The 26,257-nt window shown below is 66.5% G+C and carries 27 protein-coding genes, 1 tRNA gene and 1 pseudogene; 19 read left to right on the forward strand and 10 right to left on the reverse strand.

All coding sequences use genetic code 11. From position 1 onward, the window contains the following. Window positions 1-10 precede the first annotated feature (10 nt). Entirely contained in the window at window positions 11-676 is a 666-nt protein-coding gene (locus GOAMI_RS13105; protein ID WP_006437018.1) for a vitamin K epoxide reductase family protein, read from the reverse strand. Between the two features lie 196 nt (window positions 677-872). Between GOAMI_RS13105 and GOAMI_RS13110 the strand changes: the two genes are divergently transcribed. The 7 genes from GOAMI_RS13110 (at window position 873) to GOAMI_RS13140 (ending at window position 6,772) form a co-directional block, all read left to right on the forward strand. Continuing rightward, entirely contained in the window at window positions 873-1,517 is a 645-nt protein-coding gene (locus GOAMI_RS13110; RefSeq protein WP_006437019.1) for an ABC transporter permease, read from the forward strand. After that, window positions 1,514-2,851 (forward strand): ATP-binding cassette domain-containing protein, encoded by a 1,338-nt coding sequence (locus tag GOAMI_RS13115; RefSeq protein ID WP_006437020.1) that lies wholly within the window; start codon window positions 1,514-1,516, stop codon window positions 2,849-2,851. Before GOAMI_RS13110 ends, GOAMI_RS13115 begins: the two co-directional genes overlap by 4 nt. Then, window positions 2,848-3,663: an ABC transporter permease gene (locus GOAMI_RS13120; RefSeq protein WP_006437021.1), complete on the forward strand. Its 816-nt coding sequence runs from the start codon at window positions 2,848-2,850 to the stop codon at window positions 3,661-3,663. Before GOAMI_RS13115 ends, GOAMI_RS13120 begins: the two co-directional genes overlap by 4 nt. Then, complete coding sequence (locus GOAMI_RS13125) at window positions 3,660-4,628, forward strand: glycine betaine ABC transporter substrate-binding protein (protein WP_006437022.1); 969 nt, start codon at window positions 3,660-3,662, stop codon at window positions 4,626-4,628. The genes GOAMI_RS13120 and GOAMI_RS13125 overlap by 4 nt, the downstream gene beginning before the upstream one ends. Before the next feature lie 617 nt (window positions 4,629-5,245). Next, window positions 5,246-5,590: a hypothetical protein gene (locus GOAMI_RS13130; protein WP_006437023.1), complete on the forward strand. Its 345-nt coding sequence runs from the start codon at window positions 5,246-5,248 to the stop codon at window positions 5,588-5,590. Window positions 5,591-5,723: 133 nt separating this feature from the next. Further along, window positions 5,724-6,395, forward strand: a complete 672-nt coding sequence (locus GOAMI_RS13135; RefSeq protein WP_006437024.1) for a polymorphic toxin type 44 domain-containing protein — start codon at window positions 5,724-5,726, stop codon at window positions 6,393-6,395. Further along, window positions 6,392-6,772, forward strand: a complete 381-nt coding sequence (locus tag GOAMI_RS13140; RefSeq protein WP_006437025.1) for a hypothetical protein — start codon at window positions 6,392-6,394, stop codon at window positions 6,770-6,772. Before GOAMI_RS13135 ends, GOAMI_RS13140 begins: the two co-directional genes overlap by 4 nt. Window positions 6,773-7,053: 281 nt before the next feature. On the opposite strand, the gene GOAMI_RS13145 is transcribed toward GOAMI_RS13140, so the two are convergent. Both GOAMI_RS13145 and GOAMI_RS13150 read right to left on the reverse strand, forming a co-directional pair. Next, window positions 7,054-7,125 (reverse strand) — tRNA-Gln (locus tag GOAMI_RS13145). Window positions 7,126-7,246: 121 nt separating this feature from the next. Then, window positions 7,247-8,002: an SDR family oxidoreductase gene (locus tag GOAMI_RS13150; protein ID WP_006437026.1), complete on the reverse strand. Its 756-nt coding sequence runs from the start codon at window positions 8,000-8,002 to the stop codon at window positions 7,247-7,249. 277 nt (window positions 8,003-8,279) lie between these two features. On the opposite strand from GOAMI_RS13150, the gene glmU reads away from it, so the two are divergent. Then, entirely contained in the window at window positions 8,280-9,743 is a 1,464-nt protein-coding gene (gene glmU / locus GOAMI_RS13155; protein ID WP_040004824.1) for a bifunctional UDP-N-acetylglucosamine diphosphorylase/glucosamine-1-phosphate N-acetyltransferase GlmU, read from the forward strand. A 76-nt stretch (window positions 9,744-9,819) separates the two neighbouring features. Next, complete coding sequence (locus tag GOAMI_RS13160) at window positions 9,820-10,797, forward strand: ribose-phosphate diphosphokinase (protein WP_006437029.1); 978 nt, start codon at window positions 9,820-9,822, stop codon at window positions 10,795-10,797. 69 nt (window positions 10,798-10,866) lie between these two features. Here the strand turns inward: GOAMI_RS13160 and GOAMI_RS13165 are convergent, their stop codons facing one another. Then, window positions 10,867-11,178: a helix-turn-helix transcriptional regulator gene (locus tag GOAMI_RS13165; RefSeq protein ID WP_051995414.1), complete on the reverse strand. Its 312-nt coding sequence runs from the start codon at window positions 11,176-11,178 to the stop codon at window positions 10,867-10,869. A gap of 140 nt (window positions 11,179-11,318) precedes the next feature. Next, the gene (locus GOAMI_RS13170) at window positions 11,319-12,353 is read right to left on the reverse strand and encodes a TerC family protein (protein WP_006437031.1); all 1,035 of its coding nucleotides are present in this window, start codon (window positions 12,351-12,353) and stop codon (window positions 11,319-11,321) included. Window positions 12,354-12,740: 387 nt separating this feature from the next. On the opposite strand from GOAMI_RS13170, the gene GOAMI_RS13175 reads away from it, so the two are divergent. Continuing rightward, the gene (locus GOAMI_RS13175) at window positions 12,741-13,109 is read left to right on the forward strand and encodes a CBS domain-containing protein (protein ID WP_006437032.1); all 369 of its coding nucleotides are present in this window, start codon (window positions 12,741-12,743) and stop codon (window positions 13,107-13,109) included. Here the strand turns inward: GOAMI_RS13175 and GOAMI_RS13180 are convergent. After that, window positions 13,106-14,041 (reverse strand): AraC family transcriptional regulator, encoded by a 936-nt coding sequence (locus tag GOAMI_RS13180; RefSeq protein WP_040004818.1) that lies wholly within the window; start codon window positions 14,039-14,041, stop codon window positions 13,106-13,108. The genes GOAMI_RS13175 and GOAMI_RS13180 overlap by 4 nt on opposite strands. Window positions 14,042-14,299: 258 nt before the next feature. Between GOAMI_RS13180 and GOAMI_RS13185 the strand changes: the two genes are divergently transcribed. The 5 genes from GOAMI_RS13185 to GOAMI_RS13205 all read left to right on the forward strand — a co-directional run bounded on the left by GOAMI_RS13185 (window position 14,300) and on the right by GOAMI_RS13205 (window position 18,416). After that, window positions 14,300-14,869: a flavin reductase family protein gene (locus GOAMI_RS13185; protein WP_006437034.1), complete on the forward strand. Its 570-nt coding sequence runs from the start codon at window positions 14,300-14,302 to the stop codon at window positions 14,867-14,869. A 60-nt stretch (window positions 14,870-14,929) separates the two neighbouring features. Beyond that, window positions 14,930-16,558 carry a 4-hydroxyphenylacetate 3-hydroxylase family protein gene (locus GOAMI_RS13190; protein WP_006437035.1) on the forward strand — a complete coding sequence of 543 codons (1,629 nt, stop codon included), beginning with the start codon at window positions 14,930-14,932 and terminating at the stop codon, window positions 16,556-16,558. 39 nt (window positions 16,559-16,597) lie between these two features. Further along, window positions 16,598-17,476: a catechol 1,2-dioxygenase gene (gene catA / locus GOAMI_RS13195; protein ID WP_006437036.1), complete on the forward strand. Its 879-nt coding sequence runs from the start codon at window positions 16,598-16,600 to the stop codon at window positions 17,474-17,476. 88 nt (window positions 17,477-17,564) lie between these two features. Next, complete coding sequence (arsC, locus tag GOAMI_RS13200) at window positions 17,565-17,906, forward strand: arsenate reductase (glutaredoxin) (RefSeq protein ID WP_006437037.1); 342 nt, start codon at window positions 17,565-17,567, stop codon at window positions 17,904-17,906. A 156-nt stretch (window positions 17,907-18,062) separates the two neighbouring features. Continuing rightward, a complete protein-coding gene (locus GOAMI_RS13205; RefSeq protein ID WP_006437038.1) occupies window positions 18,063-18,416 on the forward strand; it encodes a VOC family protein in 354 nt (117 codons plus the stop codon). On the opposite strand, the gene GOAMI_RS13210 is transcribed toward GOAMI_RS13205, so the two are convergent. Then, window positions 18,395-18,856, reverse strand: coding sequence for a limonene-1,2-epoxide hydrolase family protein (locus GOAMI_RS13210; RefSeq protein ID WP_006437039.1), 462 nt, complete (start codon window positions 18,854-18,856; stop codon window positions 18,395-18,397). The genes GOAMI_RS13205 and GOAMI_RS13210 overlap by 22 nt on opposite strands. A gap of 241 nt (window positions 18,857-19,097) precedes the next feature. Here GOAMI_RS13210 and GOAMI_RS13215 point away from each other — a divergent pair, with 241 nt between their 5' ends. Further along, complete coding sequence (locus GOAMI_RS13215) at window positions 19,098-19,721, forward strand: 50S ribosomal protein L25/general stress protein Ctc (protein WP_006437040.1); 624 nt, start codon at window positions 19,098-19,100, stop codon at window positions 19,719-19,721. 46 nt (window positions 19,722-19,767) lie between these two features. Next, a complete protein-coding gene (gene pth / locus GOAMI_RS13220; protein ID WP_040004825.1) occupies window positions 19,768-20,334 on the forward strand; it encodes an aminoacyl-tRNA hydrolase in 567 nt (188 codons plus the stop codon). A 107-nt stretch (window positions 20,335-20,441) separates the two neighbouring features. Here the strand turns inward: pth and GOAMI_RS13225 are convergent. Together GOAMI_RS13225 and GOAMI_RS13230 are read right to left on the reverse strand one after the other, a co-directional pair. Then, window positions 20,442-21,205: pseudogene (locus tag GOAMI_RS13225) on the reverse strand (ABC transporter permease). Beyond that, window positions 21,202-22,284, reverse strand: a complete 1,083-nt coding sequence (locus GOAMI_RS13230; RefSeq protein ID WP_006437043.1) for a daunorubicin resistance protein DrrA family ABC transporter ATP-binding protein — start codon at window positions 22,282-22,284, stop codon at window positions 21,202-21,204. Before GOAMI_RS13230 ends, GOAMI_RS13225 begins: the two are co-directional and overlap by 4 nt. 274 nt (window positions 22,285-22,558) lie before the next feature. Here GOAMI_RS13230 and GOAMI_RS13235 point away from each other — a divergent pair, with 274 nt between their 5' ends. Beyond that, window positions 22,559-23,575: a beta-ketoacyl-ACP synthase III gene (locus tag GOAMI_RS13235; protein ID WP_006437044.1), complete on the forward strand. Its 1,017-nt coding sequence runs from the start codon at window positions 22,559-22,561 to the stop codon at window positions 23,573-23,575. A gap of 63 nt (window positions 23,576-23,638) precedes the next feature. Here GOAMI_RS13235 and GOAMI_RS13240 read toward each other — a convergent pair whose 3' ends face one another. After that, window positions 23,639-24,508: a type IV toxin-antitoxin system AbiEi family antitoxin domain-containing protein gene (locus GOAMI_RS13240; RefSeq protein WP_040004819.1), complete on the reverse strand. Its 870-nt coding sequence runs from the start codon at window positions 24,506-24,508 to the stop codon at window positions 23,639-23,641. A gap of 144 nt (window positions 24,509-24,652) precedes the next feature. Between GOAMI_RS13240 and GOAMI_RS13245 the strand changes: the two genes are divergently transcribed. Next, complete coding sequence (locus tag GOAMI_RS13245; protein ID WP_006437046.1) at window positions 24,653-26,257, forward strand: peptide chain release factor 3; 1,605 nt, start codon at window positions 24,653-24,655, stop codon at window positions 26,255-26,257.

The raw sequence follows: 26,257 nt of genomic DNA on the forward strand, positions 1-26,257 counted from the left end.
CCTCGAAGGGTTAGTACAGGCTCGACCAGTACGACCAGAACCGCACCGCGATGAGCACGACGACCAGCGTCACGGCGAGCGCCAGGATGAGGGCGTGACTGCGCGCCACCGCGAGCGCGACACCCGACCGCGAGGTCAGTCCGCTCGCGTGGGCGTTGCGCACGCTGACGAAGACGAAGATCGGCAGCGTCACCGCCCACACCACCATGCAGTACGGGCACAGCGCGCCGATCGAGTACAGGCTCGAGTAGATCAGCCAGCAGATGAAGGCCATCGCCGCGGTCACGCCCACCTGCAGACCGGCCCAGTACCAGCCCGCCAGGCGTGCGCCCGCGAAGATCGCCACACCGGTGGTGATCACCACCGCGAACCCGGCGATACCGAGCAGCGGGTTCGGGAATCCGAACAGCGCGGCCTGCGGCTTGGCCATCACCGAACCGCAGCTCAGCACCGGATTGAAGTTGCACGTCGGCACGTAGTCGGGGTCGGCGGCGAGTTCGAAGCGCTCGACCGTCAGCACGAACGACGCCACGAACCCGATCACCCCGCCGATGCTGAGCACCCAGGCGGCGATCCGCGTCCACGAACGGACGGCCTCGGCCAGGAGTGCCTGGTCGTCGTCGGGATCGATCCCGGTGCTGGTGGTTGTCGTATCGACTGGGGCGCTCTCACTCACCCATCCAGGATGACACCGTCCGGGTGGTCCTCGGTTCCCGATGTGCACGGAATCGTGACGACTCCGCATACGGCGCAAACAGTGGAGGGTGATTCGCCCGCCGTGAGTGTGATGACGCGCGCGATCCACCAAATGTCGCCAGCGTCACTCGACGATGCGTGGTGCCGGATTCACCACCGGGGATGGGAACACAACCGTGCAATTGTGGGATTACATCGGCGACAATGCTCGCTCCCTCACGTTCTTGACCTATCAGCACGCGTCACTGTCGTTTCAGACCGTGCTGGTCGGCACCCTGGTCGCCATCGCAGTCGCCGCGCTGGTCTACCGGCTTCCGCTGGCGTCCGCACTCACTCTCACGTCTAGTCGTGTGGCACTGACGATTCCGTCGCTGGCCCTGCTCGCACTGTTGATCGTCCCGTTCGGACTCGGTGTGACACCGTCCTTCCTGATGCTCGCGTTCTTCGCGATGCTGCCGGTGATCGGCAACGCGGTGGTCGGCTTACGCTCGGTTCCGTCCTCGGTCGTCGAATCCGCCCGCGGCATCGGCCTTACGCGCTGGCGCATCCTGCTGACGGTCGAGTTGCCGATCGCGTGGCCGGTGATCCTGACCGGAATCCGCGTGTCCACGCAGATGATCGTCGGCGTCGCGGCGATCGTCGCCTACGTCCTCGGCCCGGGTCTCGAATCGCTCATCTTCAACGGTCTCGCCCGACTCGGCGGCGCCAACGCCCTCGAATCTGCGCTGGCCGGAACCATTCTCATCGTCATCATCGCGCTCGTCTTCGATGCTCTCCTGGTACTACTCGGCCGACTCACCATCTCCAAGGGACTCTCATGACCGACTCCACCACCGCCCCGTCGTCGAAATCCCCGGCCCGCCAACCGTCGTCCGGCGCGACGGACCGCGTCGTCACGGGCTTATCGATCCGGCTCGAAGGCGTCGTCAAGCGTTATCGGGGCCAGACCAAGCCCGCGGTCGCCCGACTCGACCTGGAGATCGAAGCCGGTGACATCGTCGCCTTCGTCGGCCCGTCGGGCTGCGGCAAGACCACGACCCTCAAGATGATCAACCGGCTCATCGAGCCCACCGAGGGACGTATCTACATCGGCGGCCGAGATGTGACCGCGGAGAACCCGGATCGGTTGCGGCAGTCCATCGGTTACGTGATCCAGTCCGGCGGACTCTTCCCGCACTGGTCGGTGAGCAAGAACATCGGCACCATCCCGCGAATCCTCAAGTGGGACAATAAGCGTATCGCCGAGCGGACCGAATACCTGATGGACCTGGTCGGACTCGACGCCGCGACGTTCGCCGACCGTCTGCCCAAGGACATGTCCGGTGGCCAGCAGCAGCGTGTCGGCGTGGCACGGGCCCTCGCCGCCGACCCGCCCGTCCTGCTGATGGACGAGCCGTTCGGCGCCGTCGACCCCATCACGCGAGCACGCCTGCAGGACAAGCTGATCGCCATCCAGCACGAACTCGGCAAGACGATCGTCATCGTCACCCACGACTTCGAAGAGGCCACCAAACTCGGCGACAAGGTCCTGATCCTCTCCGAGGGCGGGCACATCGAACAGTTCGCCCCGCCGGAAGAGATCCTCGCCAACCCCGCCAGCCCGTTCGTCGAGGAATTCGTCGGTTCGGGTGCGACACTGGCCCACCTGACCCTCACCCGCGTACGCGACGTCGAGATCAAACAGGTGGTCACCGCGCGTGTCGGCGAACCGTCCGGCGGTGTCGTCAACCGGGCCAGAGCGGCCGGTGAGGATTGGCTGGTCGTCGTCGACGAACACGGGCGCCCACGCGCCTGGCCCTCCGTCGACGAGGTCGCCGCCAAACCCGAGGTGTCCGATTATCTCGACCCGCGGCTGCCGGTCGTCGCACAGTCCTCGACGCTCAACGACGCACTCGACTCGATGCTCGCGACCAGCCAGGGCGGCGTCCTCGTCACCGACGGCCGGGGCGCGGTGATCGGCGCACTGAACATCGCGTCGGTGATGGAGGCGATCCGCGGGCAACTCGCGGATGTCCGCGACGACGACCACCTCGGCTACCTCGACCACACCGAGGGGTCCGCACCCGTCGAGACCCCGGTCGTCGCAGCCGACGACGAGTCGTCGCCCGCCGGCGCCGAGGCAGTCGCGGCACCCGAGCCGAGCGCCGAACGATGACCGCGGTCGCCGACGAATCCGCTAGGGTCACCGCTGCCGCCGAAGAGACTGTTCAGCCACCCCGGGGCGGTTTCCGACGACGGCTCGCGAAGGTCCCCGTCGACGTCTGGTTCGAACCGCTGGTCATCATCGTCATCGGCGTCGGATTCGTGATCTGGTATCAGCGCACGACATTCACCGAGACCGAGAGTGCATCGATGTCGTGGCCGGCATTGCGGTCGACGATCCTCGATCACATTGAGCTCACGCTCGTGGCGACCGTGATCGTCGTGTGTATCGCCATCCCGCTCGGGATCGCCCTGACTCGCCCATCTCTGAAGTGGCTCAACCCGATTGCGATCAACATCGCCAACATCGGGCAGGCGGTTCCGGCGATCGGCCTGCTCGTGCTGTTCACGTTCTGGCTCGGCACCGGATTAAACACGGCGGTCGTCGGTCTCGTCGTCTACGCGGTGCTGCCGATCCTGCAGAACACGATCGTCGGTCTGCGACAGGTCGATCAGCGGACGGTCGAGGCGGCACGCGGAATCGGATTGTCCGGAGTGCGCACACTCTTCCAGGTCGAGTTACCACTCGCGGTCCCCGTCATCTTGAACGGTGTGCGCACGGCGCTGGTCATCCTGGTCTGCACCGCGACGCTGAGTACGTTCATCGGCGCGACGAGCCTCGGCACGCTCATCACGACCGGTATCACCCTGTTCCTACCGAAACTGCTCGTCGCCGGCGCGGTCCTCGTCGCGCTGCTGGCGATGACGATCGACTGGCTCGGGCGACTCGTCGAACTGGCCGCGACACCGCGGGGGGTCTCATGAGAAAGACTGCCCTGGCCTCTGTCACGGCGATGCTCATGATCGTGGTCGCCGGTTGTGGTCTGGTCAGCTCGTCGGGCACCTTCCGCGAGGCGTTCCTGGCCGACGGGTCGACGCCCTTGGCGGGCACCGAGATCCGGGTGACGTCGAAGAACTTCAGCGAGTCCGTTCTGCTGGGCAAGATCACCGCGACCTACCTCGGGGCGGCGGGTGCTGCTGTCGAAGACCTGACGAACGCACCGGGTTCCATGTCGTCGCGCCAGGCACTCCTCAACGGCGACGCCGACATCCTGTGGGAGTACACGGGAACCGCCTGGCAGACCTACCTCGGCGAGACCGAGACCATCTCCGACCCGAACGAGCTGTGGCAACGCGTCCGCGACGCCGATCGCGCCAATGGAGCCGAATGGCTTCCGCCGGCCGCCTTCAACAACACCTACGCATTCGCGGCGTCGGCGCCGACGGCGAAACGTCTCGACGTGACGACGATGTCGGACATCGCGAAACTGCCGGTGTCGGAGCGGACGTTCTGCGTCAACGACGAGTTCCTGAGTCGTGCCGACGGTTTGATCCCGATGCTGAAGGCATATGACATCCCGCTGGGGCAGCCCGACGGTGTGCCGAAGGACAACGTCACGACCATGGACTCCGGTGTCGTGTACACCTCGACGGCACGCAGTACACCCTGCAACTTCGGCATGGTGTACTCCACCGATGGCCGGATCAAGAACCTCGATCTCACGGTACTCACCGACGACCGGAAGTTCTTCCTGCCGTACAGCGGTTGCGTGGTCTTGAGCACGAGACTCAACAAGGAAGCCCCCCAGATCGCCGAACTGATGGCACCGGTGTCGGCGAAGCTCACCGACGCGGTGATGCAGGAACTCAACGGCCGCATCGACGTCGACGGCGAGGACCCCGCCGACGTCGCCTACGACTGGCTGAAGGCGGAGGGGTTCATCGCCTAGAACACCCCCGCCCCCTGAGGTGCGAGGAACCCCCCTGCTCCCAGCGGTGCGACCCCTCTCCCCCGAGGTGCGAGGCCCCTTCGCTCCCTTTCAGGCGCTACGAACCCCTGCGCCCTGAGGTGCGAGGAGCGCAAGCGACGAGCCTCGAAGGGCTGGCGACCCGAACACCTAACCCGCCGACCACAACGGCGAGGGCTCAGTACCGCCGTAGGAAACCCTGGCGTTCCAACGGCATCGGGGTCAGCGGCGCCTCGGGATGCAGTGCGGCTGCGGCGGCGAAGTTCGTGCGATTGCAGGCGATGGTCGAAGTCGTGGGTGACGCTGGTGATGACGAGTTCGTCGGCCACGGTGACCCGGGCCAGGGGCCGTAGTCCGTCGACGAGACATCGTGCCCGGCGGACTCGACCGCTTCGTCGACGAAGTCGTGCCGGTGCTGCAGGACCGGGCGTGCACCGGACGGAGTATGAAGGGACGACGCTGCGGGACAACCTGGGACTGGAGCCGTTGCCCTGACACGCGTCGGGCCGACACCCGCTGCACTGACGTCGGGACGGTCGGCTTGTGTACGCTTCATCGACACATGTTGGGCGCGGTCTCACGAGCGACCAGGGGGAAACATGACGATGAAGGCAGATCTCGACATCCTGCACGGGTTGTCGAGCACCCTCGAGGGACTGTCGCAGGAGTCCGGTTCGCTGTCGGTGACGGGGGTTCCGTTGACGCAGCTGCTGCCCTTCGGGATCGGTCAGCAGGGTTCGCTGGCGTCGGTCGTCGAGGCAACCGGGATCGCGAGGGACGTGCATACCACGATGTGCGCTGCCGTCACCGAACGTCTGCACGAGGTGAGCAAGGCGATGAACGCCGTGGCCATCCAGTTCGCGCACTCCGATGACGACGCGGCCGTCGGCCTCGCGGACGCATACGAGCGAGCCACCGGCGACTGGAAGGCTCCGGCCCGTTGACTCCGACCCGAGGTCAGCTGGAATCCTTCGACCCGGAGCCCTTGCAGGCAATCGCCCGCGGTCTCTGTGACCTCGGAACCCAGCAACCGCCGACCGTCAAGTGCAACAGTCACTCTCGGATATCCGCGGATCGATGAAGATCGAGTTCGAAGGCATCGCGAACAGCACCACCAACCCGAGCGAGCGACGCTTCAACGAGATCCTGCGCTGGATGTACGAGGAGTTCATGCGCAACGCCCACTCCGACCGGGTCGCGGCGATGAAGCGCAACAACGACTATGCCGACGGCATGGCAGAACTGGCCGCGAACCCGAAGCACTGGTGGCACTGGTTCGCCGACTTCGGCTGCGGCACCGATGCCCGCAACACGGCCTTCGCGTCCTGGTTCGAACGCGTCGCCACGGGCAGACCCTGGGACCACAAGCCGTTCATCCGCAAGGAATGGGGTGTCGCCGAGGGCGATTACGACGGCGACCTCAACTTCGAGGAGCCCGGGACCGGCCGATCCGTCTACTACGACATGTGGTCGAACATGCACTACGGCTACGTCGGACGCGCAGCCGGCTTCGACGGGCAGACGCTCCTAGACGCGCAGAATCTCCCGGTCCCCGGGGTCGGCGGCACGAGCCGCGGCGACGACATCGCCACATCCTGGGGTGTCGAGATGTGGGAACGGTACGGCGACGACATGACCGAGGACGAGTTCGCGACCGGGGTCACCGAGATGATCGACCAGATGGCACGGGAGAAGTCCGTCGCCCCGGACACCACACCCGACATCAACCTGAAGTACGGCACCCCGTGACGTGGCTCCGGCGGCTCGGCCCCGTCTGGTGTCTCGCGCTGAGCGTCGCCGCAGCTTTCGCGGCGGTGTGGATCCAGGGCCGGCTGTACGCCGCTTGCGAACCCCAGACCGGCCCCGGCCCGGCCGACGGCCCATATGTGTGGTTCTTCGTCATCCCGGCGACCGCAGTGGTCGCACTCGCGGCGTCGAGCGCCGGTTACATCCTGACGATGCTTGCCCGAACCCCGGTCTCCTATCTCGCACCCGCCGTCGCACTCGTGGCGGCGTGCCTGGTCGTCTGGGGAGCGGTCGCGTGGAACTACGACCCCGACACCATGACCGAGATCTGGTGTAACGGAGGCAAGCCCGACTGGTGGCCGTCCTGGCTGCCGCTCTGAGGAACGGCAGATTTCGCTCCACCACCGAAACATGGGGTAGCTCCGCCACCGAAACATGGCGGTTTCTGCCCCTCAGGCATAGGCGGTATTCCTCCCCACGTTTTTCCACGCGGCATCGCGTCAGGCAACCGACCGTCCTGGGCTATCCCAGGAGGGTCTTATTCGTGCCGGCCAACGCGGCACAGCACGCCACGGCAACAAGAGGGATGAGGCAGAACGCGCTGAGCGCGTGCGGATGTCGGAGCCGCTGAAACCGGCTGCTACCAGCGAGTTTACCGTTGCTCCCCCACCAGGACTCGAACCTGGAATGCCTGAACCAAAATCAGAAGTGTTGCCGATTACACCATGGGGGAATACTGCGCTGACGATTGTGCCACAGCGCTCCGGCGACGACGTGACGCCACCGGTCGACTTCGTCTCGACTCCTGGACTTCGATCGAAGTCCAGGAGTCGAGACGAAGTCTGTCAGTCGAGTCAGTCCTTCGGGCCGCCGGCGACGTAGACGACCTGACCCGAGACGAAGCCCGCACCCTCGCTGATGAAGAACGACGCGGTGTGGGCGATGTCCTCGGGGACGCCGACGCGGTTCACCGGGATCTGGGCGGCCGAGGCCTTCTTGAAGTCCTCGAACGGGACACCGATGCGCTCGGCGGTGGCGGCGGTCATCTCGGTCTCGATGAAACCGGGGGCGATGGCGTTGGCGGTGACGCCGAACTTGCCGAGCTCGATGGCCAGGGTCTTGGTGAAGCCCTGCATGCCGGCCTTGGCGGCCGAGTAGTTGACCTGACCGCGGTTGCCGAGAGCCGAGGTGCTCGACAGGTTCACGACACGGCCCCAGCCGGCGTCGACCATGTACTTCTGCGCGGCCTTGGTGACGTTGAAAGCACCGCGCAGGTGGACGGCCATGACCGCGTCCCAGTCGTCGACGGTCATCTTGAACAGCAGGTTGTCGCGGGTGATGCCGGCGTTGTTGACGACGACGGTCGGCGCACCGAGCTCATTCGCGACCTTCTCGACGGCGGCCTGCACCGACGCCTCGTCGGCGACGTTCGCGCCGACGGCCAGCGCCTTGCCGCCCTTGTCGGTGATGGCCTTCACGGTGTCGGCGCAGGCATCGGCGTCGAGGTCCAGGACGGCGACGGCCAGGCCGTCGTCGGCGAGTCGCTTGGCCACGGCAGCACCGATGCCCCGTGCCGCGCCGGTGACGATCGCGGTCTTCTGCGTGCTCATTCATACCTCCGTTGGTCGGTGTGCGCACCGGGACGCCCGGCGCACGTATGTCGTCCGCTCCCCGCCTGCGCATCGACACCGAGCGCCGGGGGCGCCGGTCGATCGCTCGGGTGAGACGGTCCCTTGTGTTCTATCAGGTGCGGTCGGAGGACGTGTGGTGCATCACGTCGGAGCCCGTATCCACCGAAAATCGGTGCGGCGCGTTATTGCACGGTTCTACCGGTGCGTAGGATCGCACCCGACGTGAACACCGATGAAGGAAGAGGGTGGGCATTCGATGTCGGGAACGTCGTCATCTGTGGCCGTGATCGTGCTGGCCGCGGGTGCCGGTACCCGCATGAAGTCCAAGACCCCCAAAATCCTCCACACGATCGGCGGCCGATCCCTCCTCGGCCACGCCCTGCACGGCACATCGGACCTCGACCCCGATCATCTCGTCGTGGTGGTCAGCCATGAACGGGAACGGGTCTCCGCCGCCGTCGCCGACCTCGCCGGCCAACTGGGTCGTGAGATCGCGATCGCCGAGCAGGACCTGCCGCGCGGCACCGGCGACGCCGCCCGCGTCGGTTTGACCGGTCTTCCCGCCGACTTCGACGGCACGGTCGTCGTCACCGCCGCCGACGTCCCGCTCCTCGACGCTGACACCCTGCGCGGTCTCATCGCCACCCACACCGCCGACGGCGGTGCCGCGGTCACACTGACCAGCTTCATCGCCGACGACCCGACCGGTTACGGACGCATCATTCGCGCCGACGACGACTCGGTCCGCGCGATCGTCGAGCACAAGGACGCGACCGCCGAGCAGCGCGCGATCACCGAGGTCAACGCGGGTGTCTACGCGGTCGATGCCGCCGCGCTGCGGGACGCGCTCTCGAAGCTGTCCACCGACAACGTCCAGGGCGAGTTCTACCTCACCGACATCGTGGAGATCGCCCGCGACGCCGGTCAGGCGGTCCGCGGTTTCACCGTCGCCGATCCCGTCCTCGTCGCCGGCTGCAACGACCGCGCCCAGCTCGCCGACCTCGGGGCCGAGCTCAACCGCCGCATCGTCCGCCGCCACCAGATCGACGGTGTCACCGTCGTCGACCCGGCGACCACCTGGATCGACGTCGACGTGACGATCGAGGCGGATGCGCGGATCGAACCCGGCACACAGCTGTACGGCCGCACCCACATCGCCGCCGACGCGGTCGTCGGGCCCGACACCACACTGACCGACGTGACGGTCGGCGAAGGCGCGCACGTCATCCGCACCCATGGCAGCGACGCCGTCATCGGCGGCGACGCCTCCGTCGGTCCGTTCGCCTACCTGCGACCGGGCACCGTGCTCGGCGTCGCGGGCAAGATCGGCACCTTCGTCGAGACGAAGAACGCCACGATCGGCGACGGCTCGAAGGTCCCGCACCTCACCTATGTCGGCGACGCGACCATCGGCGAACACTCCAACATCGGGGCGTCGAGCGTCTTCGTCAACTACGACGGCGTGAACAAGCACCGCACCGTGATCGGCGACCACTGCCGCACCGGTTCGGACAACATGTTCGTCGCCCCGGTGACCATCGGCGACGGGGCATACACCGGCGCCGGAACCGTCGTGCGGCAAAATGTACCGCCGGGAGCCCTCGCGGTCTCGGCGGGAGCACAGCGTGTCATCGAGGACTGGGTCGTCACCAAGCGGCCCGACACCGCGGCGGCGCGCGCGGCCATCGAGGCGCACGACAAGGACCTCGGGTCCGCCTGAGGCGGTCCCGACCACGGTCTGCCGTACGCGGCAGGCAGCCCAGAAGATCGACATCGAAACGGACAGAAGAGTTTTCATGACCTGGACCACCGACAACCAGAAGAACCTGATGCTGTTCTCTGGTCGTGCCCATCCCGAACTGGCTGAAGCAGTCGCCACCGAACTGGGCATCAAGGTGACCCCACAGACTGCACGCGACTTCGCCAACGGCGAGCTGTTCGTCCGTTTCGAGGAGTCCGTGCGCGGCTCGGACGCCTTCGTGCTGCAGAGCTGCCCCTACCCCCTGAACCAGTGGGTCATGGAAGCGCTGATCATGATCGACGCGCTCAAGCGCGGTTCGGCCAAGCGCATCAGCGTGATCCTGCCGTTCTACCCCTACGCCCGCCAGGACAAGAAGCACCGCGGACGCGAGCCCATCTCGGCCCGCCTGATCGCCGATCTGCTCAAGACCGCGGGTGCCGACCGCATCATCACCGTCGACCTGCACACCGACCAGATCCAGGGATTCTTCGACGGCCCGGTCGACCACATGCACGCCCTCGGCCAGCTCGCCGGCTACGTCTGCGACAACTACGGGACCGACAACATCACCGTCGTGTCGCCGGACTCCGGTCGTGTGCGCGTCGCCGAGAAGTGGGCCGACGCCCTCAACGGCGCTCCCCTGGCGTTCATCCACAAGACCCGGGACCCGTTGGTCCCCAACCAGGTCAAGTCCAACCGCGTGGTCGGTGAGGTCGAGGGACGCACCTGCGTCCTGATCGACGACATGATCGACACCGGCGGCACCATCGCCGGGGCGGTCCGCGTCCTCAAGGACGCCGGTGCAGGCGACGTCATCATCGCCACCACCCACGGCGTCTTCTCCGATCCCGCTGCCGAGCGCCTGGCCGGATGCGGCGCCAAGGAGGTCATCGCGACCGACACGCTGCCCATCCCGGACGACAAGCGCTTCGAGAACCTCACCGTCCTGTCGATCGCCCCGCTGCTCGCACAGACGATCCGCGAGGTCTTCGAAAACGGTTCGGTCACAAGCCTCTTCGACGGCATCGCCTAGTCTTTTCAGTCCCTCTCAACGCCGCGCCCGGATGTTCTCACGAACATCCGGGCGCGGCGTTTTCGTCGGTCAGCGGAGGGCGGTGATGAGTTCGTCGACGGTGTGGGCGGATTCCAGCGGGTGGCGCAGGCGGCCGTGGCCGTGGACGGTGTAGGTGTTGCGGCGACCGTTCTTCTCGCGGGTGAGGTAGCCGTCGGCGACGAGGTCGGCGACCACGACCTGTACGGCACGTTCGGTGATGCCGACGGCAGTGGCGAGTTCACGCATGGTGAGGTCGCCGTCGCGGGACAGGCACAGCAGCACGTGGGCGTGGTTGGTCAAAAACGTCCAGTTCCGCGTTGTGGGGGTCCGCCGAGGTGTCGTGGCGTCGGGGGTGGGCATATTCGCACGATAGACCATGGTCATTTCCGGTATCCAGCTTCGTACGTTGTGGGTGGCACCGGACAGCCGTCAGCTGCGTGGCGCGGGGCACGACGCAGCTGACGATCCGGAGGGTGGCTTGTGTGCTTGCCAGGTCCGGCTCACCGGGCCCGGTCAGTGGTGGCGGGCGTGTCGGGGATCTCCTGACGGTCGATGTTGCCGGTCGCCGTCGAGGCGGTGCACGTAGCGGCGTCGACGGTGTGACCGGGGTCGTCGGCGGCGGCCGCGGAGGCGCGAGTGCGCACCCAGCTGGCGGTGACGGCGACAGCGAGGATGGCGATGACCACGGCCAGCGAGAACGTGGTGGGAATCTTGTAGATCTCGAGAAGCAGCATCTTGATGCCGACCCAGACCAGCACCACGGCCAGGCCGAGTTTGAGATAGATGAAGCGATGCATCAGGTCGGCGAGCATGAAGTACATCGCGCGCAAACCGAGGATGGCGAAAGCGTTTGAGGTGAACACGAGGAATGGTTCGCTGGTGACAGCGAAGATGGCAGGGATGGAGTCCACGGCGAACACGATGTCGGTGGTCTCCACCAGTACCAACACCGCCAGCAGCGGGGTGGCCAGGACGCGGCCGTGTTCTCTGACCCAGAACTTCTGGCCTCGGTAGCCGTCGGTGACCGGGACGAGGCGTCGGAATCCGCGGAGAACCAGGGAGCTGTCGGGGTCGATGGTCTCGTCGCGGTGCCGGGCCATTTTGATGCCGCTGGCGACGAGGAAGGCGCCGAACACATACAGGATCCAGGCAAAGCCGGCGATGAGAATGGAACCGGCGGCGATGAAGATGCCCCGGAAGACCAGCGCGCCGAGCACGCCGTAGAACAGCACCCGGTGCTGGTATTCCCGGGGCACGGCGAAGTAGGAAAAGATGACCGCGAAGACGAACACGTTGTCCACCGCGAGGGATTTCTCGATGACGTAGCCGGCGAAGTACTGGGCGGCGAACTCCGAGCCCCAGCCCCACCAGATCAGCCCGCCGAAGCCGACTGCGAGGGAGACCCATACCGCCGACCATGCCGCGGCCTCGCGCACGCCTACGACGTGGGCTTTGCGGTGGGCAAACAGGTCCACCGCCAGCATGACCACGATGACGGCCAGCACCACCGGCCACATCCACCACGGAACCGACATGATTGGTCCTTTCTCTTCGCTCGTGCACGGTGGCCGTGGCAACGCTGCCGAGCAGGATTTCCCGCGGAATCTGAGTCGAGGTCGCCCTGCGACACCTGAACCACGAGTACGTTCCCCCTAAATATTTCCTGAACTACAGTTCGCGTGTCAATATTGACGAATACTTTTTCGCCAGTTATTTTTCTGGTGTCGGCACGGCGCCGACGACCGACCCAGAAAAGTCGAGGAGAAGTTCGATGCGCGTACACGATGTGATGGTTCGCCCGGTGGTCACGGTCTCCACCGACACCCCGGTACGCAGGGCGGCGGTGACGCTGACCGAACGCGGATTTGCGGCGTTGCCGGTGCTCGATCATCAGCAGCGGCTGGCCGGGGTCCTCACCAGCGGTGACGGTGCTTCGTGCCGGCAAATCGGGACCCGATGTGACCGTGTCCGAGGTGGTGCGGATGCTGTTGGGTCACGGGGTGCGCTCGCTGCCGGTCCTCGACGCAGAAGGCCAGGTGCAGGGCATGTTCAGCCGAGGGGACGCGCTGCGGCTGATGCTGCGCCCCGACGAGACCATCTCCGCCGCCGCTCAGGTCCGCCTCGACGACTACTTCGGTCCGCGGCGCTGGTTCGCGCTCGCCCGCGACGGCGCGGTCACCGTCACCGGCACCACCGTCGGTGAGTCCGAACGCCGTATCGCCGTCGCCCTGGTCCGCACCGTGCCCGGCGTGCGCGAGGTCACCCTCGCCACCAGATCATCCTGCGGCTAAGTGCCGGTCATCCGCCGGGTCTCCGACGGCGCGACCCCGTACTTGCGCCGGTAGGCGGCGGCGAACCGGCCGGTGTGCATGACGCCCCAACGGGTCGCGATGTCGGTGACGGTCGAGGTTCCGCCGCAGGTCATCAGGTAATTGTGGATGCACTCGAGCCGGACGTCGAGCACGTACTCCATGGGACTCATCCCGACGCATTCGCGGAAGCTCTGCTGCAGGCGCCGCGCGCTGACCGTCCCGATCTCCGCCAGCTCACCCACGGTCCAGGGCCGGGCCGGGTCGGCGTGGATGGCGTCGATGACGCGCTTGACCATACGAGGACGGGTACCGGCCATCGGTTCGTCGGTGTCGGGTAGCGCCGCCAGCACCAGGGCGGTGGTGAGCATGCCGCCCAGCTGTTCGGCCATCCGCGGGTTGCGCAACAGGATTCCCTCGCACTGCGCGACCTGCTGACGCGCCGACCTCAGCAGCCCGAGCCATTCCGCGCCGGCGCCGGTGCGCAGATCGAGCTGGCGGGTCAGTGACCTGCCGGGGCGGCCGGCGATCCGGTCGATCTCACGCTGCAGGTAGTCGCGCTCGACCTTGAAGCCGATGATCTCGCAGCTCTTGCTCCAGTTGGTGATGACCGTCGGGGTGTCTGGCGGGTTCAGTGTCGCCTGACCGGGTTCGGAGACGATCTCCCGCCCATCGGAGACCGACGCGATGCTGCCGGACAGCGGAATGTTGATGGCCCAGGCCCCCGGATGGTCGGTGTCGATCGACACATCCGCGCCGAAACCAATCCGCGCGAGCACCGTCGCAGCGATCGGCGTCGACTCCAGGCGATAGCGGGAGGCATCGTCGCGGGACAGCGGCCGCAGCTCATGGGGGAAATAGGCATCCGCGACGACCTCGTGGACCTCGTCCCAGTCCGCGATACCCGAACCCACGACGCGACGTGGCGTAGGCGCTTCCTGCGACGCCGGCACCCCCGCGCGGTGTGCCCCCGAAAGGGGCGGCTCTGCCCTCACACGGTCCAGCGTAACTATGACTGCCATCACTTCCGGTGATCGGAAGCGATCCAGATCGCACGGTTGCGCACATCGGATCGACCCTTCGCAATGCGGATCGACGGGATGTGATCGCGGTCATACGTTGGGTCGCACCGCCAGACCAGACACTGTTCGAGCACGAAGGAGCCGATCCCCATGGACCAACGCACGATGCGCAACATCTTCGGCCAGTTCGCCACCGGCGTCACCGTCATCACCTGCGCGAACGACGAGGGCACGCCGCACGGCGCGACGGTCACCGCGTTCACCCCGATCTCGATCGAACCCCGCCTGTGCCAGGTGACTCTCACCCGCAAGTCCAAGGCGTGCGGCTTCCTCGACGACGCCCCGTTCGCGGTGAACATCCTGAAATCGGATCAGCTCGACACCGCCATGCACTTCGCCGGCAAGCCGCAGGACCCCGGTCCCGAATGGAACAACCAGTGGCTGGTTCCCGCCCTCGCCGACACGGCCGCCACCTTGATCTGCTCGCCCTGGGCGTCCTACGACGGGGGCGACCACATCATCTACATCGGCGAGATCGTCGACGCCCGCGTGGACACCGAGGCCGAACCGCTTCTCTTCTACCGCAGCAAGTTCCACGAGCTCGGCGACACCTCCGGGGCGGCCGCCTACTGCGGTAGTCTCGACGACCCGCACAGCCGGTGGTTCGACGCGACCGCCCGCTTCCACCCGACCTGCGTACCGGTCGGCGCACCCGCCTGACCCCACCCCATCCCGGCTGTCAACGACATCGACCGTCACACAACACAAGTGAGGACCATCATGACCGCAACCGACATCGCCCCCGACACCGAGACGACCAACAACGTGGACCGGTCGAAGGTGAACGTCGCCGCCGACTCCGAGGCCAACCGCACCGAGAACTTCGCCACTAGGCCCATGACCGGCGACGAGTACATCGAGTCACTGCGTGACGACCGCGAGATCTGGCTCAACGGCGAGCGGGTGAAGGACGTGACGACCCACGAGGCCTTCCGCAACCCCATCCGGATGACCGCGCGCCTCTACGACGCCATGCACGACCCGGCGACCAAGGACAAGGTCACCGCACCCACCGACACCGGCAACGGCGGCGTGACCATGCCGTTCTTCCGCGCACCGAAATCGGCCGACGACCTGCGCGCCGACCGCGACGCCATCGCCACCTGGGCGCGGATGACCTACGGCTGGATGGGCCGCAGCCCCGACTACAAGGCCAGCTTCCTCGGCACCCTGCACGCCAACTCCGAGCTGTACGCGCCGTTCCAGGCCAACGCCGAGCGCTGGTACAAGGAGTCGCAGGAGAAGGTCCTGTACTGGAACCACGCCATCATCAACCCGCCGGTCGACCGCCAGCTCCCGCCGGACGAGGTCGGTGACGTGTTCATGAAGGTGGAGAAGGAGACCGACGCCGGCCTCATCGTCTCCGGCGCCAAGGTCGTCGCGACCGGTTCGGCCATCACCAACTACAACTTCATCTCCCATTACGGTCTGCCGATCAAGAAGAAGCAGTTCGCCCTGATCTGCACCGTCCCGATGGACGCCCCGGGGGTGAAGCTGATCTGCCGCTCCTCCTATACCCAGCAGGCCGCGGTCATGGGCACCCCGTTCGACTACCCGCTGTCGAGCCGCATGGACGAGAACGACACCATCTTCGTCTTCGACAAGGTGCTCGTCCCGTGGGAGAACGTCTTCATGTACGGCGACGGCGACAAGATCAACGCCTTCTTCCCGCAGTCCGGCTTCCTGCCTCGCTTCACCCTCCAGGGTTGCACCCGTCTCGCGGTCAAGCTCGACTTCATCGCCGGCCTGCTCCTCAAGGCCCTCGACTGCACCGGCGCCGGCGGGTTCCGCGGCGTGCAGACCCGCGTCGGTGAGGTCATCGGATGGCGAAACCTGTTCTGGTCGTTGAGCGATGCCATGGTCAACAACCCCGAGCCGTGGATCGGTGACACCGTCATCCCGAAGCTCGAGTACGGCCTGACCTACCGCATGTTCGCCCAGCAGGGTTATCCCCGCGTGAAGGAGATCATCGAGCAGGACGTCGCCTCCGGTCTGATCTACCTGCCGTCGAGCTCGGCGGACTTCAAGAGCCCCGACGTCCGCCCGTACCTCGACAAGTACGTCCGCGGCTCCGACGGCATCCTCGCCGTCGATCGCGTGAAGGTCATGAAGGCGCTGTGGGATTCGATCGGCAGCGAGTTCGGCGGCCGCCACGAGCTCTACGAGCGCAACTACGCCGGGAACCACGAGGGCGTCAAGGCCGAACTCCTCATGTTCGCCGACGCACGCGGCACCGTCGGGGAGATGAAGGGTCTCGCCGAGCAGTGCATGTCCGAGTACGACCTCGACGGCTGGACCGTGCCGGACCTCATCGGCAACGACGACGTCAGCTACTTCGCCAACCGCTGAACCTCCCTCTCGCACAGCCCATACAAACGAGGAGACATCATGACCACCATCGAACGGCCGACTGCCGTCGACAACCCGGCCGCCGTCGAATCACCGACCGCGGCCGGCTCCGGAAGCGCCGCGACCGCGGCCTTCGCGGGCCATCGGTTCACCGCCGACACCTCACCGGAACGTCTGTCGGCCATCGCATCCGAGGCCTTCGCCGGTTTCAGCGCACTGATCGACAAATACGAGATCACCTACGACGAGTACCGGGTCCTCAAGCAGTGGCTCATCGACGTCGGCGAGGGCGGTGAGTGGCCGCTTCTGCTCGACGTGTTCGTCGAACACGACATCGAAGAAGTCAACTCGCGGAAGTTCAAGGGCACCAAGGGAAGTATCGAAGGCCCCTACTACCTCCCCGATTCCCCGCTGTTGCCCGCCCGTTGCACCCTTCCGATGCGCAGCAGTGACGCCCGCGAGACACCGCTGGTGATGCACGGTCAGGTCACCGACCTCGACGGCAACCCGATGGCGGGTGCCACGATCGAGATCTGGCACGCCGACGCCGAGGGCTACTACTCGGGATTCGCACCGCATATCCCGGACTGGAACCTGCGCGGCACGGTCGTGACCGATGGTCACGGTCGCTACGAGATCACCACGATCCAGCCCGCGCCGTATCAGATCCCGACCGACGGACCGACCGGCAAGTTCATCGAGGCCGCCGGATGGCACCCGTGGCGTCCGGCTCATCTGCATCTGCGGGTGTCGGCCAAGGGGCGGCATCCGATCGTCACCCAGCTGTACTTCGCGGGTGGTGACTGGCTCGACAGCGACGTCGCCTCGGCGACCAAGCCGGAGCTGCTCCTCGACCCGAAACCCGATGCGGACGGACGGAACGTCGTGCAGTATGACTTCGCACTCGATCCCGAGTAGCGAGCACGCCCGCAGAACGGGTTCGCGAGCGGTCCGGGTTCTCCCCCTCTGGAGCCCGGGCCGCTTTCGGCTGGGTACGGTGTATTTCGTGGACGCGACGATCTATCACAACCCGAAGTGCTCGACCTCGCGCAAAGCGCTGCAGGCCCTCCGCGACGCCGGCATCGAGCCGGCTGTCGTCAAGTACCTCGACGAGCCCTACACGCGCGAACAGCTCGTAGCGCTGTTCGCCGACGCCGGGGTCACCCCCGCGCAGGCCGTACGCAAACGCGAGACTCTCTACAAAGAGCTCGACCTCGCGTCGGCCACCGATGATCAGATCCTCGACGCGATGGTCGAACACCCCATCCTCGTCGAGCGGCCGATCGTCGTGACCGACAAGGGAACCCGCATCCCCCGGCCGATCGAGAAGCTCGACGAGATTCTCTGAAGGGGCGTCGGTCCCGAACGGATCGGGACTTTGGTCAGCGATTCGTACATCTTTGTGCCAGAACGCGATTCAGCTGTTCCAGGCACCCTCGATCGCGAGTAGCGTGGCTCACGACGCCGGCCGTCGACCGTTGATCCCTCTCCCTTTGGAGGTGCCGTGAGCGACCACGAAGCAAAGATGATCATCCTGTCCACCGAGAACCTGGACGAGTCGATCACCTTCTACACCGAGACCCTGGGCATGTCGCTGAAGTTCCGCGACGGCGCCCACTTCGCCGCACTCGACGCCGGCGCGGTCACGCTCGCCCTCGCCACCTCCGTCGACCACCCCATCCCGGGCAAGGTCGTCGTCGGAATCAAGACCGCCGACGTCGACGCCGCCGCGAAGGCGATCGAGGCCGGCGGCGGCGCCATCGTGAAGGGCCCCTACGACGACGCGCACGAACGCCGTGCCGTGGTGTACGACAACCAGGGCAACGGCCTGGTCTTCTACAGCCCGCTGGCCAGGTAGTCCCGGTTCGGCGCGGGTAACGGCTTCTGCACCGCGGGCAGGGCGAGCGCGGCAACGCCTCGCACCAGCCCCTTCGTCATGTCGAAGTAGTCGAAGTAGTCGCGCCACACCGCGATCCGGCCTTCGCGGATCTCGAAGCGGCCGCACACCCAGAACTGCAGATGCAGCCGCCCGAAACGCAGCTCGTCGACACGCTCGGTGAGCACGACACCCGCATCGTCGGAGCTCACGTTGACCATGCGGTAGTTGAAGCCGATCCACGATTTCTTCGCGACGCCGCCCAGCACCCCGGCGACCTTCCGCTTGCCGTGGATGGTCGGCAGCGACACGTTGGTGTAGGCGATGTCGTCGTCGACGCACGCCAGCGCACCTGCGGTGTCGTTACGGACGAACGCGTCGAGGAATGCCGTCACGATCTCGATCGGGGTTTGTGAGGTCATGGCAGCCAAGTATGCCCTGCCACCGGCCGCCGAGGCGCCGTGATGTGACATCCCGGCAGGTCATCGACTATCCTGACCGACGTTGTCTCGGCGAGGGTGATCCAGTCACCGTGATCGGCGCGACCATCGCAGTCTCCTCGGGTGCCCGCATGCGGCCCGGTGGGTGTCCGCGGTCGGAATCCGTGCCCGTTGCTCGTCGCGACGGACGAACGACCGCAACCACTGATCAGAGGAGATCATCATGGCAACTCAGGCCTCCAAGCTGTCCGTCAGCACCCGCACCGAAAAGGGCAAGGGCGCCGCTCGTCGCGCTCGTCGTGAGGGCAAGGTTCCCGCCGTGCTCTACGGCCACGGCACCGACCCGCAGCACCTGCACCTCCCGGCCCGCGACTTCGCCGCGATCCTGCGTAACAACGGCCTCAACGCCATCATCGATCTCGACATCGAGGGCTCCAGCCAGCTCGCGCTCACCAAGCAGGTCGACGTTCACCCGATCCGCAACTACATCGAGCACGCCGACCTGCTCATCGTTCGCCGCGGTGAGAAGGTGACCGTCGAGGTCGCCATCGTCGTCGAGGGTGACGCGGCGCCGGGCACCCTGGTCGTCCAGGACGCCAGCGTCGTCGAGGTCGAGGCCGACGCCCTGTCGATCCCCGAGCAGATCGTCGTCAACGTCGAGGATGCCGAGGCAGGCACCTCGATCCACGCCTCCGATCTGGACCTGCCGGAGGGCGTCACCCTGACCGCCGATCCGGAGACCCTGATCGTCGCCGTGAACGAGGCCCAGGCCGTCGCCACCGAGTCCGAGGCCACCGAAGGTGCCGAGGAAGAGGCTGCTGCCGAGGCTCCCGCGGAGTCGGAGTAATCCGACCCCGAGACTGCTCGACTCGAGTGGTGAAACTGCCCCAGTGGTGAAATTGATTGTCGGACTCGGTAATCCCGGGTCCAAGTACGAGAAGACGAGGCACAACGTCGGCGCGATGGTCGCCGACGCCCTCGTCGACTCGGCAGGCGAGCGCTGGAAGGTTCACAAGAAGTCCGGTGCTGAGGTCGCCGAGGTACGCCTCGGCGGCCAGTCTGTTCTCGTGGCCAAGTCACGCGTCTACATGAACGAGTCCGGCCGGCAGATCGGTCCGCTGGCCAAGTTCTATTCGGTCACGCCGGCCGACCTCATCGTCGTGCATGACGAACTCGACATCGATTTCGGCGCGGTGCGTCTCAAACGCGGCGGTGGCGAAGGCGGCCACAACGGGCTGCGTTCGATCAGCCAGGTGATGGGCACCCGCGACTACCTGCGCGTACGCATGGGCATCGGCCGTCCACCCGGCCGGCAGGACCCCGCCGACTTCGTGCTGAAGCCGTTCCCGTCCGCGGACCGGGCCGAGGTCGAGCTGATGATCCGCAACGGATGCGACGCCGTCGAACTGCTCGTCTCCCAGGATCTGGAGAGCGCACAGAACACCGTGCACGCCTGGTAGGCGTGCACGGTGTTCCCCTGCTCCCTGAGGAGGCCCGGAGCCTGCGAAGGGACAGTCCCCCTGCTCCCTGAGGAGGCCCGGAGCCTGCGAAGGGCCGTCTCGAAGGGTCACGCGTTCTCCTTGCGGAACACCGAAGTGCCCCACCAGGTTCCGAGGCCCGCCAGGATGAGCGCCGCGAAGACCCCCCATCCCACCTGAGCGCTTGCGAGGTCGCCGCCGAACGTGTCGCGCACGGCGTCGACGATCCAGCGGAACGGCATGAAATCGCTCAGTCCCTGCAACCATTCCGGTCCGAGCGTCATCGGCAGCAGGATTCCCGACAACAACAGCACCGGCATCATCACCATGTTGATGAGCGGGGCCATCACGTCCTCGCTCTTGGTGGTCAGTGCCAGGGCATTCGACGCCGCGGCGCACGCACCACCGATGAGCAGTGTGATGAGGATGCCGAGGATCACGCCGATCATCGATCCGCGCATGCCCATGGCGAATCCGAGAGTGACCAGGATCAGGGCCTGCACCAGCAACTGCAGCATGTCGCGCATCAGGCGACCGGTGAGCAGTGCGGTCCGGCTCGCCGGAGTCACCCGCTCTGCCTCGATGACCCCCTCGCGCCATTCCCCGATCAGGCTGAAGCCGGCGAACAGCGCCCCGAACAGTCCCAGCTGCACGAGCAGACCCGGCACCAGGAAGGTGTACGGATTGTCGGCGCCACCGGGGAACTGGGCGACCAGCGGTTTGAGCAACGGCCCGAACAACAGCAGATACAGGATCGGCTGCATGACACCGATCAGGACCAGGCGGGATTACGCAGGTTCATCCGGATCTGACGCCGGAACACGATGGTGCTGTCACGGACGAAACTGTTCATCGGGCGACCTCCTGCTCGGTGCGGCGGGTTGCGTCGTCGGAAACGGTTGCGGGAGAGACTGCATCGGGGTCGACCCCGGGCACGTCACCGACGGGATCGCCGGCGGTCTCCGCGTCGCGCAGGGACCTGCCCGTGAGGGTGAGGAAGACGTCGTCGAGGGTCGGGCGGATGACCTCGATGGAATCGAGCGAGATTCCCGACGCGTCGAGGTCACGGAGCAGTCCGGGCACGGCCCGGCCCGCGCGCGGCACCCGGCCGCGAACGTGGCGGCCGGCCACCTCGATCCTTCCGTCGCCGTCACCCCCGGTGACCGACGCGAGTTTCTCTGCGGCCGTGGTGACCGCCGCCGCGTCGGCGACCTCGAGCGACACCAGATCGCCGGAGACCTGGGCCTTGAGGTTGTCGGGGGTGTCGGCGGCGACGATCCGTCCGTTGTCGATGATGAGGATCCGGTCCGAGAGTTCGTCCGCCTCGTCGAGATAGTGCGTCGTGAGGAACACCGTCGCGCCGCGCTCGCTGCGCAGCCTGCGGATGTGCTCCCACAGGTTGGCCCGGGCCTGCGGGTCGAGGCCCGTCGTCGGCTCATCGAGGAAGACCAGCGACGGTTCGTGGACGAGGCCCATCACGATGTCGAGGCGCCGCTTCTGCCCCCCGGACATGTTCTTGGGCATCCGTTCCCACAGGCCGTCGAGCTGCAGTTCCGAGAACAACGCCTGGCCTCGCCGGGTCGCCTCGGCTCTCGACAACCCGTACAGCATCCCGTGGTCGACGATCTCGTCGCCCGCCTGCGCCTGGCTGAACGTGCCACCGGCCTGGGACACGTACCCGATACTGCGACGCACCGAAACCGGATCTTCGACGACGTCGTAGCCGTTGACCGTCGCGGTGCCCGCGGTGGGCCGCAGCAGTGTCGTCAGCATCCTCAGTGTGGTCGTCTTGCCCGCTCCGTTGGGCCCGAGGAAGCCGACCACCTCCCCCTCGGCCACGTCGAGGTCGACGCCGTCGACGGCTCGTACCTCGCGCTTCTTCTTTCCTTTCCCGGTATGGAACACCTGGACCAAACCGCGCGCATGAATCATGCGGACTCTCCTTCTCCCACTTGGCTGCCTGTCGTGCCGGACGCGCACCTCGTCGTGTGCTGATCGTCGTATCGAGCGGCCGATTTCCGACGCTGACGTGAGGTATCGACCGATCTGCGCCTCAGTTTTCATCGCAATGAGGACACATTCGGTCCTCTTCGGCGGTGGAGATCGGAATCGGCCGGTAACGATGTGCGAAGGGGAGGTGGTACTTCCCAGTAAGTGACCCGGTGAGTACCGTCGTATGGCGGGTCACATATTCGGAAGGAAGACCATGGCAGTCATCGCGGACACCTCAGGGATCAACAACATCGGCATGCTCGGTATCGGCGCCTATCGCCCCGAGCGTGTGGTCACCAACGACGAGATCTGCGAGCACATCGACTCCTCCGACGAGTGGATCTACACCCGTACCGGCATCAAGACCCGCCGCTTCGCCCGCCGCGACGAGAGCGTCATGGAGATGTCCGTCAACGCCGGACGCAAGGCGATCGCGAACGCCCTCCTGCACGGCTCCGACATCGACGCCGTCATCCTCGCCACCAACACGCATCTGCTCCTGACCCCGGCCGGGGCAACCAAGGTCGCCACCGAACTCGGCTGCAACGGCGTCCCCGCCTTCGACGTCACCGTCGGCTGTGCCGGCTTCGGCTACGGCATGGCCCTCGCGTCGGACATGATCCGCGGCGGCAGCGCCACCAACGTGCTGGTCATCGGCGCCGAGCAGCTGTCGATCGCCCTGGACATGACCGACCGCACCAACTGCTTCATCTTCGGCGACGGCGCCGGCGCCGTGGTCGTCGGCCCGACCGAGGAACAGGAACTCGGACCGGTCGTCTGGGGTTCGGACGGCTCGCAGTTCAACGCCATCCGCCAGGACTTCGACTGGGTGACCTTCCTCGACGGTGACCGCGTCCAGCGCCCCTACCTCCGCATGGAGGGCACCGCGGTGTTCCGCTGGGCCGCCTTCGAGATGGGCAAGGTCGCCGTCCGCGCCCTCGAGGCCGCGAAGATCGGCTCCGAGGACCTCGACGTCTTCGTCCCGCACCAGGCCAACGCACGCATCAACGAGCTGCTTGCCAAGAACCTCAAGCTGCGCGAGGACGCCGTCGTCGCCAACGACATCGAGTACACCGGCAACACCTCCGCCGCCTCGATCCCGCTCGCCATGGAAGACCTCCTCTCCACCGGCAAGGCGCAGCCGGGCCAGACCGCCCTCCTCCTCGGCTACGGTGCCGGACTCTCGTACGCCTCGCAGGTCGTCAAGCTTCCGCCGGTGCCGTTCGAGTAGGTCGCCCCTCTTCCAGATGCGGCAGTTGGTCCCGGATTCCGGAACCAACTGCCGCATCTGTTCTCAGGCAGCGAGCGCCTGACGTACGCGTTCGACGACGTACCCCGGACGTTCCGTGAGATCCGCCCAGGTGTAGTTGAGGACCGTCCAGCCCAGCGCGATGAGGTCGTTGCGACGACGCCGGTCGCGCTGGAAGGTCTCGGCATCGCGATGGAATGCCATGCCGTCGATCTCGACGGCGAGCATCCTGTCCGGGAACGCCACATCGACGAAGTAGCCGCCGACCGGGTGATTGCAGACCCAGCCCTCCACCCCGCCGTCGCGGAGAAGATCGACGGCCAGTCGTTCGGCCGCGGACCGGGCTCCTGTCTCGACCCCCGCCATCAACGGCGCGATCTCGGCAGAGTCCGCCTTCCCCCGCCGTCGCGCCGCTGCGGTCCGCAGCTGTTCCATCGACACGCGGCGGAGCAACAGCGCGGCGTCGAGGACACTGCTGTCGCTCTCGACGGAAGCCTCCAGCACAGACAGCGGCAACGAAGTGACGAGTAGATGGTCGCGGGTGACCGTCTCGGCGTCTACGAGCGGCCGGTACCGCACCCGCACCCCGTCGACCGGCGATCCGTGCCGGGATCGTGGCGCGGTCACCGTGAACTTCTTCGGCGGGTCGTCGACGATTCCGTGCCACCACGCAGCCCCGAGCCCGGACAGAGCGGCGTCGATGCCGACTGCAGCGACTGCGAGCCGGGCGCGGGTCCGCGGCGTCACCGGATGATCGGCCAGGGTGTACACCCCTCGCGATTGCGGCGTCCACAGACCGGACCCGACTCGCCTATGGACCCCCGACTTGGTCAGCCCGAACTCCACGGCGTCGGCGAATGTCACGACCCCGTCCCGAGCGAGCGCATGTTGACGAAGGCGGGATGGTGTCTGCACGCCTCTTGGACGCATCCAACCCGTCGCCGGGTTCCCAGCATATGAGATTGCGGCAACCAGTCCCGGATAGCGGCACCATCTGCCGCATCGTCATCGGAGGCGCCAGTTTGGTGGCCCCCGACCAGCCGAGTAGCCTCGAATCTCGTGAGTTCTGACGTCGCAACCGAGGTCAAGCGTCGACGTACCTTCGCGATCATCTCCCATCCGGACGCCGGCAAGTCGACGATGACCGAGGCGTTGGCCTTGCATGCGCGCATGATCAGCGAGGCGGGTGCGATCCACGGCAAGGCGGGACGCAAGTCCACCGTCTCCGACTGGATGGAGATGGAGAAGGCCCGTGGCATCTCGGTCAGCTCCACCGCGCTGCAGTTCAACTATGCCGCCGAGCACAGCGACGCGAACATTCCGAGCGTGATCAACCTGGTCGACACCCCCGGTCACGCCGACTTCTCCGAGGACACCTACCGCGTGCTGACGGCGGTCGATGCGGCGGTGATGCTCATCGACGCCGCCAAGGGCCTCGAACCGCAGACCCTGAAGCTCTTCCAGGTGTGTCGCCACCGCGGTATCCCGGTGATCACCGTCATCAACAAGTGGGACCGTCCCGGCCAGACCCCGCTGGAGCTGATCGACGAGATCACCGAGCGCATCGGCCTCACCCCGACCCCGCTGTTCTTCCCGGTCGGCATCGCCGGCGACTTCCGCGGTCTGCTCGACCGTCGCACCGGCGAGTATGTGCACTTCACGCGCACGGCCGGCGGGGCGAAGATCGCCCCCGAGGAGATCATGAGCGCCGACGACGCCGCGGCGCGCGAAGGCGACGAATGGACCGCCGCCGTCGAGGAGAGCGAACTGCTCTCCGAGATGGGTCAGGACCACGACCAGGAGCTGTTCCTCGCCGGCCAGACCTCGCCGATGATCTTCGCCTCGGCGATGCTGAACTTCGGGGTGCGGCAACTGCTCGAGGTGCTCGTCGAGCTCGCTCCGCCGCCGGCCGGTCGCCTCGACATCGAGGGCAACGAGCGCCCGGTGACCGACCCCTTCAGCGCCGTCGTCTTCAAGGTGCAGGCCGGCATGGACTCGAGCCACCGAGATCGGTTGGCGTACATGCGGATCGTGTCCGGCGAGTTCGAACGCGGCATGGTCGTCACGCACGCGCAGACCGGAAAACCGTTCGCCACCAAGTACGCCCAGGCCGTGTTCGGCCGGGATCGCTCCACGGTCGACACCGCATATCCGGGCGACGTGGTCGGACTGGTGAACGCGACCGCACTGGCCCCAGGCGACACCCTCTTCGACGGCCCGAGGGTCCAGTTCCCGCCGATCCCCTCGTTCGCACCCGAACACTTCTCGACGCTGCGCGCGACGACGGCCGACAAGTACAAGCAGTTCCGCAAGGCGATGGACCAACTCGACAGCGAGGGCGTCGTGCAGGTGCTGCGCAACGACACCCGCGGCGACATGTCGCCGGTCCTCGCCGCGGTGGGCCCCATGCAGTTCGAGGTCGTGACCGCGCGGATGAAGGCCGAGTTCAACGTCGACACCATCATCGAGCCGCTCGGGTACACGCTGGCCCGACGCACCGACGCCGAGAGTGCACCCGAGCTCGACCGCCAGCGCGGCGTCGAGGTGTTCACGCGCACCGACGGCGCGATCCTGGCGCTCTTCAGCGACAAGTGGCGCCTGCAGTACATCGAGAAGGAACATCCCGACCTGACGCTGCAACCCCTTGTCGCCGCGGTGGATTGA

The sequence above is a fragment of the Gordonia amicalis NBRC 100051 = JCM 11271 genome (assembly GCF_000332995.1).
Classification (GTDB): Bacteria; Actinomycetota; Actinomycetes; order Mycobacteriales; family Mycobacteriaceae; genus Gordonia; species Gordonia amicalis.